This window comes from Mycolicibacterium aubagnense (assembly GCF_010730955.1).
GTDB lineage: Bacteria > Actinomycetota > Actinomycetes > Mycobacteriales > Mycobacteriaceae > Mycobacterium > Mycobacterium aubagnense.
The window spans coordinates 433,935-448,617 of the sequence record NZ_AP022577.1; the positions used below are offsets into that span (position 1 = coordinate 433,935).

14 protein-coding genes are annotated in these 14,683 nt (G+C 66.3%); 10 read left to right on the forward strand and 4 right to left on the reverse strand.

Annotated features, from left to right (window positions below; translation table 11 throughout):
* Positions 1-48: 48 nt before the first annotated feature.
* Positions 49-1,170 carry an epoxide hydrolase family protein gene (locus tag G6N59_RS02265; protein WP_179970319.1) on the reverse strand — a complete coding sequence of 374 codons (1,122 nt, stop codon included), beginning with the start codon at positions 1,168-1,170 and terminating at the stop codon, positions 49-51.
* 295 nt (positions 1,171-1,465) lie between these two features.
* Here G6N59_RS02265 and G6N59_RS02270 point away from each other — a divergent pair, with 295 nt between their 5' ends.
* Positions 1,466-2,593 (forward strand): agmatine deiminase family protein, encoded by a 1,128-nt coding sequence (locus G6N59_RS02270; RefSeq protein WP_138230654.1) that lies wholly within the window; start codon positions 1,466-1,468, stop codon positions 2,591-2,593.
* A gap of 105 nt (positions 2,594-2,698) precedes the next feature.
* Positions 2,699-3,280 carry a TetR/AcrR family transcriptional regulator gene (locus G6N59_RS02275; RefSeq protein WP_138230655.1) on the forward strand — a complete coding sequence of 194 codons (582 nt, stop codon included), beginning with the start codon at positions 2,699-2,701 and terminating at the stop codon, positions 3,278-3,280.
* A 122-nt stretch (positions 3,281-3,402) separates the two neighbouring features.
* Here the strand turns inward: G6N59_RS02275 and G6N59_RS02280 are convergent, their stop codons facing one another.
* A complete protein-coding gene (locus tag G6N59_RS02280) occupies positions 3,403-4,785 on the reverse strand; it encodes an aspartate aminotransferase family protein (protein ID WP_138230656.1) in 1,383 nt (460 codons plus the stop codon).
* 95 nt (positions 4,786-4,880) lie between these two features.
* The gene (locus G6N59_RS02285; protein ID WP_138230657.1) at positions 4,881-6,380 is read right to left on the reverse strand and encodes a CoA-acylating methylmalonate-semialdehyde dehydrogenase; all 1,500 of its coding nucleotides are present in this window, start codon (positions 6,378-6,380) and stop codon (positions 4,881-4,883) included.
* Positions 6,381-6,493: 113 nt separating this feature from the next.
* Between G6N59_RS02285 and G6N59_RS02290 the strand changes: the two genes are divergently transcribed.
* The 5 genes from G6N59_RS02290 (at position 6,494) to G6N59_RS02310 (ending at position 11,709) form a co-directional block, all read left to right on the forward strand.
* Positions 6,494-8,107 carry a PucR family transcriptional regulator gene (locus G6N59_RS02290; protein WP_138230658.1) on the forward strand — a complete coding sequence of 538 codons (1,614 nt, stop codon included), beginning with the start codon at positions 6,494-6,496 and terminating at the stop codon, positions 8,105-8,107.
* A 13-nt stretch (positions 8,108-8,120) separates the two neighbouring features.
* Positions 8,121-8,750 (forward strand): TetR/AcrR family transcriptional regulator, encoded by a 630-nt coding sequence (locus G6N59_RS02295; RefSeq protein WP_138230659.1) that lies wholly within the window; start codon positions 8,121-8,123, stop codon positions 8,748-8,750.
* Between the two features lie 226 nt (positions 8,751-8,976).
* Positions 8,977-10,203 carry an LLM class flavin-dependent oxidoreductase gene (locus tag G6N59_RS02300; RefSeq protein ID WP_234884231.1) on the forward strand — a complete coding sequence of 409 codons (1,227 nt, stop codon included), beginning with the start codon at positions 8,977-8,979 and terminating at the stop codon, positions 10,201-10,203.
* Positions 10,200-11,273: an alcohol dehydrogenase catalytic domain-containing protein gene (locus G6N59_RS02305; RefSeq protein WP_138230660.1), complete on the forward strand. Its 1,074-nt coding sequence runs from the start codon at positions 10,200-10,202 to the stop codon at positions 11,271-11,273. The genes G6N59_RS02300 and G6N59_RS02305 overlap by 4 nt, the downstream gene beginning before the upstream one ends.
* 49 nt (positions 11,274-11,322) lie before the next feature.
* Positions 11,323-11,709, forward strand: a complete 387-nt coding sequence (locus tag G6N59_RS02310) for a hypothetical protein (protein ID WP_138230661.1) — start codon at positions 11,323-11,325, stop codon at positions 11,707-11,709.
* Positions 11,710-11,768: 59 nt separating this feature from the next.
* Here the strand turns inward: G6N59_RS02310 and G6N59_RS02315 are convergent, their stop codons facing one another.
* On the reverse strand, positions 11,769-12,398 hold the full coding sequence (locus G6N59_RS02315; protein ID WP_138230662.1) for a TetR/AcrR family transcriptional regulator: 630 nt from the start codon (positions 12,396-12,398) through the stop codon (positions 11,769-11,771).
* Positions 12,399-12,484: 86 nt separating this feature from the next.
* On the opposite strand from G6N59_RS02315, the gene G6N59_RS02320 reads away from it, so the two are divergent.
* From G6N59_RS02320 to G6N59_RS02330, 3 genes are all read left to right on the forward strand, one after another.
* Positions 12,485-13,642 (forward strand): acyl-CoA dehydrogenase family protein, encoded by a 1,158-nt coding sequence (locus G6N59_RS02320; protein WP_138230663.1) that lies wholly within the window; start codon positions 12,485-12,487, stop codon positions 13,640-13,642.
* Positions 13,643-13,751: 109 nt separating this feature from the next.
* Positions 13,752-14,102 carry a hypothetical protein gene (locus tag G6N59_RS02325; protein ID WP_138230664.1) on the forward strand — a complete coding sequence of 117 codons (351 nt, stop codon included), beginning with the start codon at positions 13,752-13,754 and terminating at the stop codon, positions 14,100-14,102.
* A gap of 100 nt (positions 14,103-14,202) precedes the next feature.
* Positions 14,203-14,628: a hypothetical protein gene (locus tag G6N59_RS02330; protein ID WP_138230665.1), complete on the forward strand. Its 426-nt coding sequence runs from the start codon at positions 14,203-14,205 to the stop codon at positions 14,626-14,628.
* Positions 14,629-14,683: the final 55 nt, after the last annotated feature.

Consider the following 14,683-nt stretch of genomic DNA (forward strand, 5'->3'; position numbering starts at 1 on the left):
GCTGATCCTGTGCATAGACCTCACACCGGGGATAACAACCCCAGGCCGTCAGCGCACCGTCCCGAAGAATGCCCGCACGTCATCGACGAACAACTCGGGCTGCTCAAAAGCCGCGAAGTGACCACCGCGCGGCATGGTGGTCCAGTGGGTGATGTTGTAGCCGCCCTCGCACCATGATCGCGGCGGCCGCCCGATCTCCTTCGGGAACGACGCGACGCCCGTGGGCAATTCGACCCTGGTGCCGCCGCCGAAGACGCGGAAGCTCTCCCAGTAGATTCGGGCCGAGGACGCGCCGGACGCGGTGGCCCAGTAGAGCATCACGTCATCGAGCATCTCGTCCCGACTGAGCGCGGTCTCCACATCCCCGTCGTGATCGGTCCAGGACCAGAACTTTTCGACGATCCAGGCCAGTTGCGCCACCGGTGAGTCGACCAGGCCGTACCCGATGGTCTGCGGACGCGTCGACTGCTGCTTGGCATAGCCCGAGTCCTGGTCCTGGTAGCGCCTCAGCGCCGCGAGTGCCACCTGTTCTTCAGTGGTGAATTCCGTGGCACCTTTCGGGGGCCTGCCCATCGGCATGTTGGTGTGAATCGCGATGCAGTGTCCGATGTTTCGTCCGATCTGCGTGGTCACCGCGGCGCCCCAGTCGCCGCCCTGCGCACCGTAGCGGGTGTAGCCGAGTCGCACCATCAGCTCGTCCCACGCCCGCGCGATGCGCTCGACACCCCAGCCGGTTGCGGTCGGCTTGCCCGAGAATCCGAAACCCGGCAGCGACGGGCACACGACGTGGAAGGCGTCCTCGGCGCGTCCGCCGTGCGCGGTGGGGTCGGTCAGCGGTTCGATGATCTTCTGGAATTCGGCGATCGACCCCGGCCAGCCGTGCGTGATGATCAACGGCAGGGCGTCGGGGTGCGGTGACCGCTGGTGGATGAAATGGATATCGAGCCCGTCGATCTCGGTGACGTACTGGTCGAACCGATTGAGCCGCGCTTCGCGAGCCCGCCAGTCGTAGCCGCCCGCCCAGTAGTCAGCCAGCGCGCGGGTGTAGCTCAGCGGGATGCCCTGGCTCCAGTCGTCGACGCACTCGGTTTCTGGCCACCGGGTATTGCTCAGGCGGCGGCGGAGATCGTCGAGGACCTCGTCGGGCACGGCAATACGGAAGCGTGTGATGGCAGTCATAGCGGTTCATTCTGGCCGATGAGCACCGGCGCGTGGGGAGGCGTGTCGCGGCCTCGCAGCAATCGCATGCGGTCGCTGCATCGGACTGCCAGGGCGGCGGTACACCGACATCGCTCTTCCCATTCTTGACTGAATAATTAGTCAGTGGCTAGCATGATCGGTGCCAGCCGGGACGTCTCGTGCGGCCGACCCCAGGTGATCAGCCGGTTTTCGTTTCCCGCATTCCAGATGTGAGTGCGCCGAGAGGGAGGTCGCGCATCGTCCTGACCACGCAAGGAATTTCATGATGAAACGACGCCGATTCATGCAGTCGAGCCTGCTCGCGCTAGGTGGGCTGATGGCCGCCGCGGCCTGCGACGACCGCACCTCGGGGCCGTCCGGCAGTCCCACCAGCACCGGCAACGACGGCCGCACCTGGGTGATGCCCGAAGAAGGGCAACCGCACAAGCGCACCTGGATGGCCTTCGGCGCCAGCGAGGCGATCTGGGGTGCGCAGCTGTTGCCACAGGTGCGGCGGGATCTGGCGACGATCGCGACCGCCATCGCCCGCTTCGAACCGGTTTCGATGCTGGTGCGGCACGATGAACTCGATCTGGCGCGCTCCCTGCTCGGAGGCGCGAATGTCGAGTTGATCGTCTCCGACATCGACGACCTGTGGATCCGTGATACCGGCCCGGTGTTCGTCACGGGTAACGGCGTCAAGGCCGGGGTCAATTTCAACTTCAACGGCTGGGGTGGCAAGCAGGAACATCGCCGCGACGCCAAGGTCGCCACCTTCGTCGACGACCGCGCGGGTGTGGAGACCGTGCACACCGCTCTGGTTATGGAGGGCGGCGGCATCGAAGTCGACGGCGAGGGCACCGCAATCGCCACTGAATCCTGCATCCTCAATGCCAACCGCAACCCGGGCTGGAAGACGTCCGACGTCGAAGCCGAACTCGATCGAGTACTCGGGGTCAAGAAGGTGATCTGGCTGCCCGGAGTGGCCGGGCAGGACATCACCGACGGGCACACCGACTTCTACGCCCGCTTCGCCCGTCCCGGCGTCGCCGTCGCCACCCTGGACCACGACGAGAACTCCAGCGAGTATGACCTGACCCGCCGCCATCTCGACATCCTGCACAATGCCACCGACGCCCACGGTCGCGCCCTCGAGGTCGAATCCATCGACGCGCCTTCACAATTGCGGTACCAGAACGCCGCGAAGGACTTTGCCGCCGGGTACATCAACTTCTACGTCTGCAACGGCGCGGTCATCGCCCCCGAATTCGGCGACCCCGGCACCGACCCTGCCGCCAAGGCCACCCTCACCCGGCTGTTCCCGGACCGACAGATCGTGCAGATTCCGATCGACGCCATCGCGGCGGGCGGGGGCGGCATCCACTGCACCACACAGCAGGAACCCACCGGCTGATCCCGCCCGTAGGCCCCAGCGACACCTGCCGCCTGCCTGACCTGTGGCCGGTCCGGCGCGCCGCCCGTCAGGACCGGCCTCACCATCGCAATAGAGTGAGGAACCGTGTCAGACCGTGTCACCCAGATCCTTGAAGCCGCCGTCCGCGTCATCGCTCAGGACGGTGTGCGCGGACTGCGCGTCGACAAGCTCGCCACCGAGGCAGGCGTGTCTACCGCGTTGATCTATTACCACTTCAAAGACCGCGCCGGAGTGCTGCAGGCTGCTCTCGAACACGTCAACCACCGGGCCCAAAGCTACACAGATCACGCCTTGAGCTCGATTGGCGGCGACCCGCGCGGCCAGGTCGACGCGGTGCTGCTGGCCGAACTCCAAGACCCCGACGAAATCCGCGAGAACTCCATCGCTTGGGGTGAACTGCGGGCAAGCGCCGTGTTCCATTCCGACCTGCGCGCACCGCTGGCCGAGTCCACCCGTGCCTGGAACATCGACATCGAAACGCTCATCCGCGCCGCGCAGGACGCCGGCAGCATCGCTCCCGGCGTCGATGTCGCCGCGGCCGCCGAACGCCTCACGGCCCTGGTCGAAGGACTGTCCGAACGCTGGCACAGCGGCTCGGTCACCCTCGATCGCGCCCGCCACCTGCTCGCCGGCGCGATCGAGTCCGAACTGCCCGCGGCGGACTAGTTTCCTGAGTCGTTAATTCGGATGCAGTAGTTGCCGTGCTGGTGAGGGTTTGTCCGGCGGTGTTGAGCCGGCGAACCGAGGTGTGGGTTTCCACGAATCCTGCTTGTGCGGCGCAAAGACCCTTACTGGGCGTACTGGTCCGCCACGTCGAGCGCGCGGTCCAGAATCGCCAGCCCAGACCGCACCTCGTCCGCACCGGCGTTGCACGGCGGCACCACGTGGACGCGGTTGAAGTTGGTGAACGGCATCAGGCCGTTCTGCTTGCAGAATGCGACGACCGCGTCCATCGCGTCGCTGGTGCCGCCATAGGGCGCCAACGGTTCCCGGGTGGCCTGGTCCTTGACGAGTTCGATGGCCCAGAAGACGCCCGCGCCACGCACCTCACCGACGCTGGGGTGCCGCCGCGCGAAGTCGCGCAGCGCCGGTCCGATGATTTCCGCGCCGAGGCGGGCCGCGTTCTCGACCATGCCTTCATCACGCATGGCGTTGATCGTCGCGACCACGGCCGCGGCGGCCAACGGGTGTCCGGAGTAGGTCAGGCCACCTGGGTAGGCGCGCTCGGCGAAGGTCTGGGCGATGGCGGCACTGATCGCGACGCCACCCAGTGGCACGTAGCCGGAGTTGACGCCCTTGGCGAACGTCAGCAGGTCGGGAACGACATCAAAGTGGTTGATGGCGAACCACTTTCCGGACCGGCCGAAGCCGGACATCACCTCGTCGGCGATCATCATGATGTCGTACTTGTCGCACAGTGCGCGCACGCCGGCCAGATAGCCGGGCGGCGGCACCATGATGCCGGCGGTGCCGGGGATGGACTCGAGGATGATCGCGACGATGGTCGACGCGCCTTCGAGTTCGATCACCCGCTGCAGCTCGTCGAGGGCCCGCACGGATTCCTGCTCCTCGTTCTCGGCGTGGAACACCGAGCGGTACAGGAACGGTCCGTTGAAGTGCACGACGCCGGCCGCGCCGCGATCGTTGGCGAAGCGCCGCGGGTCGCCGGTCAGGTTGATCGCCAGGTCGGTGCCGCCGTGGTAGGAGCGGTAGCGGGCGAGCACCTTGTGCTTGCCGGTGTGCAGCCGTGCCATGCGCACGGCGTGCTCGTTGGCATCGGCTCCGCCATTGGTGAAGAAGATGTGGTTCAGGTCGCCGGGGGTGAGTTCGGCGATCAGCCGGGCGGCTTCCGAACGTGCGGCGTTGGCGTGCTGCGGTGCGATGGTGCACAGCCTGGCGGCCTGTTCCTGAATCGCCGCAACGACTTTCGGGTGCTGGTGGCCGATGTTGGTGTTGACCAGCTGGGACGAGAAGTCCAGCAGCCGGTTGCCGTCGCCGTCCCAGAAGTAGCTGCCTTCGGCGGCAGTGATGGTCATCGGCTTCAGCGCCGCCTGGGCGGACCAGGAGTGGAAGACGTGGGCGCGATCCAACTGGTAGGCGCGTTCGGCCTCGGCGCGCATCGAGTCGATGGTGTGGCCGGCGGGCAGGAGCTGGTCTGTGACGAGGGTCATGTCAATTCCTCTGTGGTGGCGGGGCAGTGGCTGGCGGGTAGTGCGCGGGCCCCTTCGGGGACGTCGGGCCCCGCGTACTGGTTCGGGTCGGGCGGTCAGTTGTTTTCCGGGAAGCCCAGATTGATGCCGCCGTGGCTGGGGTCCAGCCAGCGCTGCGTGATGGCCTTGGCGCGGGTGAAGAACTGCACACCCTCTGGACCGTAGGCGTGGCTATCGCCGAACAGCGAGGCCTTCCAGCCGCCAAAGCTGTAGAACGCCATGGGAACCGGGATCGGCACATTGACGCCGACCATGCCGACCTCGACCTCGTTCTGGAATCGGCGGGCTGCACCACCGTCGTTGGTGAATATCGCGGTGCCGTTGCCATACGGGTTGTTGTTGATCAGTTCGAGCGCCTCGTCATAGGTCTCGACGCGGACGATCGACAGCACGGGGCCGAAGATTTCGTCGGTGTAGACGCTCATCTCGGGGGTGACGTTGTCCAGCAGTGTCGGGCCGAGCCAGAAGCCGTTCTCGCCGCCGTCGGCGACCACGTTGCGACCGTCGAGCACGACTTTGGCGCCCTCGGCCTCGCCGGCGTCGATGTACGACGCGACCTTGTCCCGGTGCACCTTGGTGATCAGCGGCCCCATGTCGGCGCCCTTGGTGCCGTCACCGGTCTTGAGGGTTCGGGCCCGCTCGACGATCTTGGCGACCAGGTCATCGGCGATGGGACCGACGGCCACGCATACGGAGACCGCCATGCAGCGCTCACCGGCCGAGCCGAAGCCCGCGTTGATCATGTTGTCGGCGGCCAGGTCGAGGTCGGCGTCGGGCAGGACAACCGCGTGGTTCTTGGCGCCGCCCAGGGCCTGGACGCGCTTGCCGGAGGCAGTGGCGGTCCGGTAGACGTACTGCGCGATCGGGGTGGAGCCGACGAACGAGACGGCCTTGACGGCGGGGTTGGTCAGCAGTTCGTCGACGGCGGTCTTGTCGCCCTGCAGGACGTTGAAGACACCGTCGGGCAGGCCGGCTTCCTTCCACAGTTCGGCCATCCACAGCGACGCGGACGGGTCCTTCTCCGAGGGCTTGACCACGACGGTGTTGCCGGCGGCGATGGCGATGGGGAAGAACCACATGGGGACCATGGCCGGGAAGTTGAATGGCGCGATGATGGCGACCGGACCCAAAGCCTGGCGGATGTTGTAGACGTCGACGTTGGTGGAGGCGTTCTCGGTGTAGCCGCCCTTGAGCAGATGCGGTATGCCGCAGGCGAATTCGACGACCTCGATGCCGCGGGCAACCTCGCCCATGGCGTCGGAGAGCACTTTGCCGTGCTCGGCGGTGATGATGGCGGCCACCTCTTCGCGGCGGGCGTTGAGGAGCTCGCGAAACGTGAACAGGGTCTGTACGCGTTTGGTGATCGAGGTGTCGCGCCAGGCGGGGAAGGCGGCGACGGCGGCGTTGATCACGGCCCGGGCGTCCTCGATGCTGGCCAGTGCGACCTGACCGGTGACCTCGCCGGTGGCCGGGTTGGTGACCGGTGCCGATTGCCCCGAGGACCCGGCGAAGATGTCGTTGTTGATCCAGTGCGAGATGGTCCGCGAGGTGGTCATCGTCGAGGTCGGCCTTCCTGGTGGTGCGGGTGTGCACTTAGCTTGCCGCCACGAGGGCACCGAAATGGCCGTCACTCTGTATCAAGTTGCACCAAGAGATTTACACTTTGTAAATGCCGACCATCGCCGAGATCGTCGCTCTCCCGGTGATCCAGCAGGGTGAGCCGGAGATCCTCTGCGCCCAGGGTTTCGATCGCCCGATCCGCTGGGTCCACGTCAGTGATGTCCCGGATCCCTCGGAAGTCCTGCAGGGTGGCGAGCTGGTGCTGACGACCGGGGCTGCGCTGCGGGCCGCGCCTGTGGACTATCTGCGGTCGCTCGCCGCGGCGCAGGCGGTGGGCGTCGTCGTCGAACTGGGCGCCGGCGCCGTGCCGTTGCCCGCCAATGTTGGCGCCATCGCGGAGGAGCTGGGGCTGGCCCTCGTCGCTGTGCGCCGGGTGATCAAGTTTGTCGAGGTGACCGAACAGGTGCACCGGGTGATCGTCGCGGACCAGTATCAGGAGGTGGACTTCGCGCGTCAGACACACGAGGTGTTCACCGACCTGAGCATGCGGCGGGCCACGCCTGCCAGCATCACCGACGCGGCGGCGAATCTGCTCGGTGTGCCCGTCGTCCTCGAAGACCTCACGCATCAGGCCATCGCCCTGGCCGCCGCGGGGCATGCCACATCAGATGTGTTGCGGGACTGGCAACGGCGGTCCCGCCGGCACGAGACCGGAGCTGAGCGGACAGACGGCTGGGTGATCAGCGAAGTCGGTCGCGGTGACGATGCCTGGGGCCGGCTCATCGCGCTGAGCCCCTCCGACAACGTGGCGGCCAAGTTCACAGTCGTGCTGGAGCGGGCGTCACAGGCGCTGGTGCTCCACCGCATGGCCGAGCGTGGCCGTACCGATATCGAACATCAAGCACAGGCCGGGCTACTGGAAGATGTTGTGCGCGAACGTATCCGGTTCGAGGACGACGCGACCGCGCGAGCGTTCGCGCTGGGTCTGCGACCGGCGGCGCAGTACCTGCCCGCGACGCTGCGGATTTCGGGATGGACCGCCGATGCTGACCCGGTCTCGGAGCAACGACGTGGCGCTCGGCTGCTCGATGTCGTCACGCGATCGGTGAAAGCGTTGGGACACACCGGATTGTTCTCGCTGCGCGGGCCCGGCGAGATCGCCATGGTGCTGTCGCTGAAGGTGCGCCCGGGCGGTGCGCTGGAACCGCTGGGGCGAGCGCTGCGCCGTGATGCCGAACGCGCGGTCGATGCCCACGGCCTGGTGCTCGGCGTCGGCACACCGTCCTCCAGGCTGATCGACGCCATCCACCGCATCACCGATGCCGCCCATGTCGCCGAGGCGGCGCTGTCGCTGCCTGTCTCGCAGCGGGTCTGCTTCCGGGTCGCCGACATCCGGCTGCGCGGGCTGCTGTCGATGCTGCGGGCCGATCCTCGGGTCCAGCGGTTCGCCGAAGGGGAGCTTCGGGCGCTGATCTTGCACGACATGGAAAGCGGCGACGGCCTGCTGGACGTGCTGCGCGGCTATCTCGAACTCGGTGGCAACAAGTCGGCACTGGCATCGCGGCTGCACCTGAGCCGGCCGTCCCTCTATGCGAAACTGAACCGCGTCGAGCAGATTCTGGGCGTCGATCTCGCTGACGGCGAGTCCGCCACCTCGTTGCATGTGGCGCTGCTGATCCTCGAGACACGAAATGCGTTCAGCGGTGCCGGCGCACCGCTGTGACATGCTTCTGACCGTGTCGGGCACATCGCGGAACCGCCAGGGCAATGCCACCCGCGCCAAGTTGGTGAAGACGGCCGAGAAGCTGTTCGCCGAGCAGGGCGTGGACGCCGTCTCGGTGCGCTCGGTCAACGCCGCGGCGGGCCTCGGCGCCGCGTCGGTGCACTATCACTTCGGTTCCAAAGATGAGCTGTTGCGCGCGGTGGTTCTGGACCTCGGTGCCGCGGTGGGCTCGGCTATCCAGGCCAATGTCGATGTGCTGGCGGCAGATTCGGCCGCGCCATCGCCGGACGCGTTGGTCCGGGCGGTCACGGCGCCCTACCTCGATCTACTGCGCCGCCAGCGCACCCGCGGGATGCGGTGGATCAAGATCATGGCGCAGATCACCCAGGCGGGGCCGGCCGATGAAACCATCGAGCCCAAGTTGCGGGCCGCGTTGCTGGCTCAGGTCCGGCGGGCCTTCCCGAATGCTGCCGCGGAGCGGCTCGAGGCCCGCTGGGCGGTGTCGATCATGGGCTTCGTACAGGGTCTGAGCCGCGCCGATGAATGGGACCGCGTCAAGCTCTCCGCCCCGGCCCTGGAAGCGTTCTATGAAGACCTCGTGACGTTCGTCGTCGGTGGCACCGAGCGCCTGCTCAACTCCTAACTTCCGCGAGCGTGCGGGTCTGCCCGCAACACGCCGTGGACTTCGCGTAATTTCGTCGCATTCGTGACTGGCGAGCGTGCGCATCGTGTCCAGCCTTGACGGCGTGTCCTGCGCAAACACGCACCTTCGCCGTTCTCATTTATGGATCACTTGATCCAATCGAGTGATCGGATTACTGTCGGCCGGGCAAGCCGAGACATCCCTCACCGAGAACCAGGAGACCACCGTGAGCAGCGCTGCCCAGTGGAGCCCGACGTCCATGAAGTTCGGGGCGTTCCTCGCTCCGTACCACCCGCTCGATGCTGACCCGGCGCTGCAGTTGCGCCGCGACATCGACTTGATGACGCACCTGGACCACCTCGGCTTCGAAGAGGCGTGGATGGGGGAGCACCACTCGACCGGTGCCGAGATCGTCCCGGCCCCCGACATGTTCATCGCCGCTGCGGCAGAGCGCACCGAGCGCATCCGCTTCGGCACCGGCGTGATGTCGCTGCCGTACCACCACCCGCTGATCACCGCAGACCGCATCACCCAGCTCGATCTGCAGACCCGCGGCCGGCTCATCGTCGGCACCGGTCCCGGCAAGATCCCGCTCGACGCGCGCATGATGGGGATCACAACCACCAACCAGCGCCGTATGCAAGGCGAGGCCCTCGAAGCGGTGCTCGCACTGCTGCGCGGCGAGGTCGTCAACATGGAGACCGACTGGTTCACCCTGCGTGACGCCCGTGCCCAGCTGCCCACTTACCACCCGGCAGGCATCGAGGTCGCCACCGCATCGACCATCTCGCCCAACGGTTCGGTGCTGGCGGGCAAGCACGGCCTGTCGCTGCTGTCGCTCGCCGCGAGCTCGCAGGCCGGCTACGAGTCGCTCGACCGCAACTGGACTGTGTACGAACAGGTTTCGGCAGAGAACGGGTACGTCGCCGACCGGTCGACGTGGCGTCTGGTCAACCCGATGTTCATCGCCGAGACCCGCGAAGAGGCAGAGCGTGCCGTCAGCCGCCGCATTCACGCCATCGCCGAGTACGTCAATCGGCAGCAGAACATCAACCCGGAATGGGCGCAGACCCCGGCCGGCATCATCGACTACTGGCGGGGCGAGTCGCTCGGTGAGTTCGGGCAGGCCATCATCGGCACGCCGGAGGACGCCATCGCCCAGATCGATCGCCTGATCGAGAAGACCGGCGGCTTTGGCACGTTGCTGATCATGCACGTGGATCTGGCCGACTGGGAGAACACCAAACGCTGCTACGAGCTGTTCGCCTCCGAGGTCATCCCGCACTTCCGCCGGCGCAACGTGGGCCGTCAGGCCAGTCTGCAGTTCGCGCAGGACAACTCCGAGCAACTCATCGGCAACCTGGTCGGTGCGATTACCAAGGCCTACACCGATTACTACGGGCAGCCAACCGACGTGCCCGCCACCCCGGCGCCCGCGGGAGCGCACGCATGAAGGCAGCACAGTTCATCGACGGCCAGTTCGCCGTGACCGACATGCCGCAGCTGCCGGCCACCGGTCCCGGCCAGCTGCGGATCAAGGTGGCCGCGTGCGGCATCTGTGGCAGTGATCTGAGCATGTCCAAGGACCCGTGCCGGTTCGTGTCCGTCGCCGCCGGCGCGGGCTTCCCGTTCGCCGTATTCGACGCCACCCGTCCGGTCGTGCTTGGCCACGAATGGGCCGGCACCGTCGTCGAAACAGGTTTGGGCGTCCACGATTTCGCTGAAGGTGACCGTGTCACCGGGCTGGGCATCACCACCGAACAGAACGGGATGCCGACCATCATCGGTTACTCGAACGACTACCACGGGGCCTTCGGCGAGTACATCGTCGTCGACGCCTTCTGGGTCCGGCATGTGCCCGACGGCCTCTCGCTCGAGCACGCCGCACTGGCCGAGCCGCTGCACGTCGGCGAGATGCACATGCAGCAATCCGGGTTGACGCCCGCGGACACGGCCCTGGTGATCGGATGCGGCTCCATCGGCCTCGGCACCATCCTGGCCGCGAAGGCCGCCGGTGCGCATCTGGTCGTCGCCTCCGAACCGTCGCCCAAGCGGCGTGAGCTCGCCGCGAAGATGGGCGCCGACATCGTCGTCGACCCCGAGGTTCAGGATCCGATCGAGGTCTACAACGAGTTGCTGGGGAGCGGCAAGACCGGCGGTGGTCTCCTGATCGCCTATGAATGCAGCGGTCGCAGCGGCACCCTCAACACGCTGACGCACACTCTGCCGTGGGGCTCACGGATTCAGGTGGTGGCGTCGCCGTTCGCCGAGGAGACCATCATTCCGGTGGTGGCGCAGATGCGGCAGATCGCGATCAACTTCGGGCACGGCCCGTACGAGCAGGCGTACGAGAAGGTGCTGGCCCGACTGGCTGCCGGCGAGATCGACGCCGAGGCGCTGATCACCGGGCGTACCGGGCTCGACGGCATCGCAGGTGCGTTCACCGCACTACGGAATCCCGATGAGCACGTCAAGATCCTGGTCCTGCCGCAGGAGATCGTGAGTAGCGTTACCGACGTGTAGCCGTGTCGATCACGGGACAGGCGGGCCTGGGTGCGGCACAGTTAACTGCATGGCCGGTCAAATGATTCCGAAGCCCAGCGACCTGAAGGCCGCAGCCCAGTCCGCGGTCGATGCCGCCCAGTCCGCCGTTGAGATGACGCAGGCGGTGGCGAGCGGAGCGCTGCGCATACCACCCGCTTCGGTACAGCTGGCGGCCCAGGTCCCCGATCTCATCGAGAATCTTGCGGTGGCCACCGAGCGGCTGAACGCGACCATCGACCGCACCGAGCGGTTCATGGCCATGGCCGATCCCATGTTCCGGACGCTCGACGCCCTGCTGCCGCAACTCGAGGCGTTGGTGAATACCGGCAACGAGGTGTTCCGGCTGCTCTCGAGCATCCCGGGGGTGTCGAGGCTGAACCCCTTCAGCGGCGGCGCCAAGCCGCAAGACAAGTGACGCAAGACAAGTGATTTGTGCACGATTTTCCGCGCTGCCCGCGGAAAATCGTGCACAAATCACGGGAGGGCAGCGAACCGCAGCGCCAATCCGTCGATAAAGGAAGTCAGCGCGAGTTCGAAACCTGCTGCGTCGATCTGGTCGGCCTTGCCGCGCAGCAGGTGCGCCTGGCCCATGTGCGGGTAGCGGTCGCGGTAGACCTGAACGTCGTCGGTGAATCCTCGGGAGAACGAGCCGACGGTTGAACCCAGCACCAGCGACCGGGTGGCGGCACCGATCAGAGTCGCTTCACGCGGTGGCCAGCCGGCGCCGACCAAGCCGCCGTGCACCGCGTCGGCGATCCGCAGGCTCACGTCGCGACGCCCGGGCCCGGTCGCGAGATAGGGCACGAGATTCGGGTGGGCCGCGAGCGCTGCGCGGTGGGAGCGCGCCCATGCCGCCAGCGCGTCCTGCCAGTCGTCGCCGTGGTCGAAGCCCGACGTATCGATTTCTCCCGCGACTCGACTTGCGACGGCGTCGAGCACGTCGTCCTTGGTGGGGTAGTGCTTGTAGAGCGACGACGCCTGCACGCCGAGCTCGGCAGCCAGCTTGCGCATCGACAACTCTGCGAGGCCGTCGCGGTCGATCAGCTCCAGCGCGGTGTCACGGATCAGTTCGCGGTTGAGCAGTGGTACCCGGGGCCTGCCCATCTGCGTCTCCCTTGAATTAGCGAACGTCGTTAGCTTATTGTGACGGCAACAAGCTAACACTGTTCACCACTTTTGAGGAGATTTCTGTGAAACGCGAGGTCTACACCGAGGAGCACGAGGATTACCGGAAGATGATCCGGTCGTTCGTCGAGGCTGAGGTCAGCCCGGTTTACGACGAGTGGTTCGAGAAGGGCCTGGTGCCGCGCGACTTCTACTACAAGCTCGGTGAACTCGGCATCTTCGGCGCCGAGATCCCGACCGAATATGGCGGCGAGGGCCTGACCTCGTACAAGTTCCAGGCCATCCTCACCGAAGAACTGGCTCGCGCGGCGGTCTCCTTCGGTGGTTCCAGCGTGCACGTCGGCCTGTGTCTGCCCTACATCCGCGACATCGGCAACGAAGAGCAGAAGAAGCGCTGGTTCCCCGGCATGCTCAGCGGCGAGATCATGTTCGCCATCGCCATGACCGAGCCTGGCACCGGGTCCGACCTGGCCGGAATGCGCACCACCGCAAAGCTTTCCGAGGACGGTACCCATTACGTTCTGAACGGCTCCAAGACCTTCATCACCGGTGGCGTGCACGCTGATCGCGTGATCGTCTGCGCCCGCACCTCGGCCCCCAAGGAAGACGACCGCCGCTTCGGCATCTCGCTGCTGGTGGTCGATACCAAGCTCGAGGGCTACTCGGTGGGCCGCAAACTCGACAAGCTGGGCCTGCGCTGCTCGGACACCGCCGAGCTGAACTTCACCGACGTCAAGGTCCCGGTCGAGGACATCCTCGGTGTGGCCGACCAGGGCTTCAACTACCTCGGCCAGAACCTGCCCCGTGAGCGGCTCGGCATCGCGGTCAGCGCCTACGCCCAGGCCAAGGCTGCCGTCCGGTTCGCCGTGCAGTACACCAAGGACCGCACCGTGTTCGGCAAGCCGGTCGCCTCGTTCCAGAACACCAAGTTCGAGCTCGCTGCGTGCCAGGCCGATGTCGACGCGATGGAAGCCGTCGTCGACCGCGCCATGGACGCCCACGACCTCGACGAGCTGTCCGCAGCCGATGCTGCCAAGGCGAAGCTGTTCTGCACCGATGCGGCGGCCCGCGTCATCGACCGCTGCCTGCAACTGCACGGCGGCTACGGCTACATCAACGAGTACCCCATCGCCCGGCTGTACGCCGACAACCGTGTCGGCCGTATCTACGGCGGTACCAGCGAGGTCATGAAGATGATCATTGCCAAGGACATGGGTCTCTAGAAATCCTGCTGTCGCGGTGTGCGAAGGCGCCCGTCGGAGTAACTTCACTCATGGGCGCCTTCCGCATTTTCGGGCTCGGGCAAGGCGCCGAATCGAGGGAACGACGCAAGTGGCAGGCCCGCGACACCACGTGCACGTGTGTGACCATCCGCTCACGCGGGGGCAGGCACGTCGACTCAGTCGGCGCTTCGCCGTCGCCGGAGTGCAGATCGAGCCCGCACGCTTGCAGGAGATCGCGGCGGGCGCGGCCACTGTCGGTGACGAACACATCGATGTTTCGTTCGCCATGGTCGCCGTCGGCTACGTAGAGGAATGCCGCACCGCAAACTTGACGCGCATTCGCCGCCGGATGGGCCGCTGGCTCCTGGTAGGTGCGATGATCGTCTTGAGTCTGTGTCTGCTCATCAGTTTGGCCATGGCCATGTTGACGCTGATGCAGCCGACATTCACCGGGGGATGAGTTACACCGTCGGCCAGAGTCAACGGCGGCAGCAGGTTCGGAGGAGTCGAGCATCGAGAACGTACTGACGCGCTGGGCGATCGGGGTCATTGCCTTCGCGATGATCGTGGTCGCGGTCATGCTGCCCTGGTACACCGCGCACAACGACCATGGCCATGGCTCGATGAGTGGCTGGGGAATCTGGGACATCAGCGGGAACCTCGGTGCCGAATTGCGGCCGCTGCCTTTCGCAGTGCTGATCGTGCTCGCAGCCGGCACCATGATCGTCGCCGCGGTACGGGCCATGTTCGGCACCGCGCTGGTCGCGGCCATCGCCTGTTTCGTGGTCGGTCTGCTGCCATTGATGACGGGTGGGGCCGTCGACCGGCGGCTGGCCGGAAGTGATTCTGTTGCAGTGGTTCTCGGTCAGGCGGTGACACCGATGATCGTGATCGGGTTCGTGGCCTGCGTGGTGTGCTGGATCGGCTACGCACGGTGCGTCCTGCGTGCGGCTCCGAAAGCCGAAGTCGAGGTCCAGCCGGTCTGACCGGGATTCCACTGATCGGACTTTCGGGCTGTCCGGGGCCACGCTCTGCGATTTA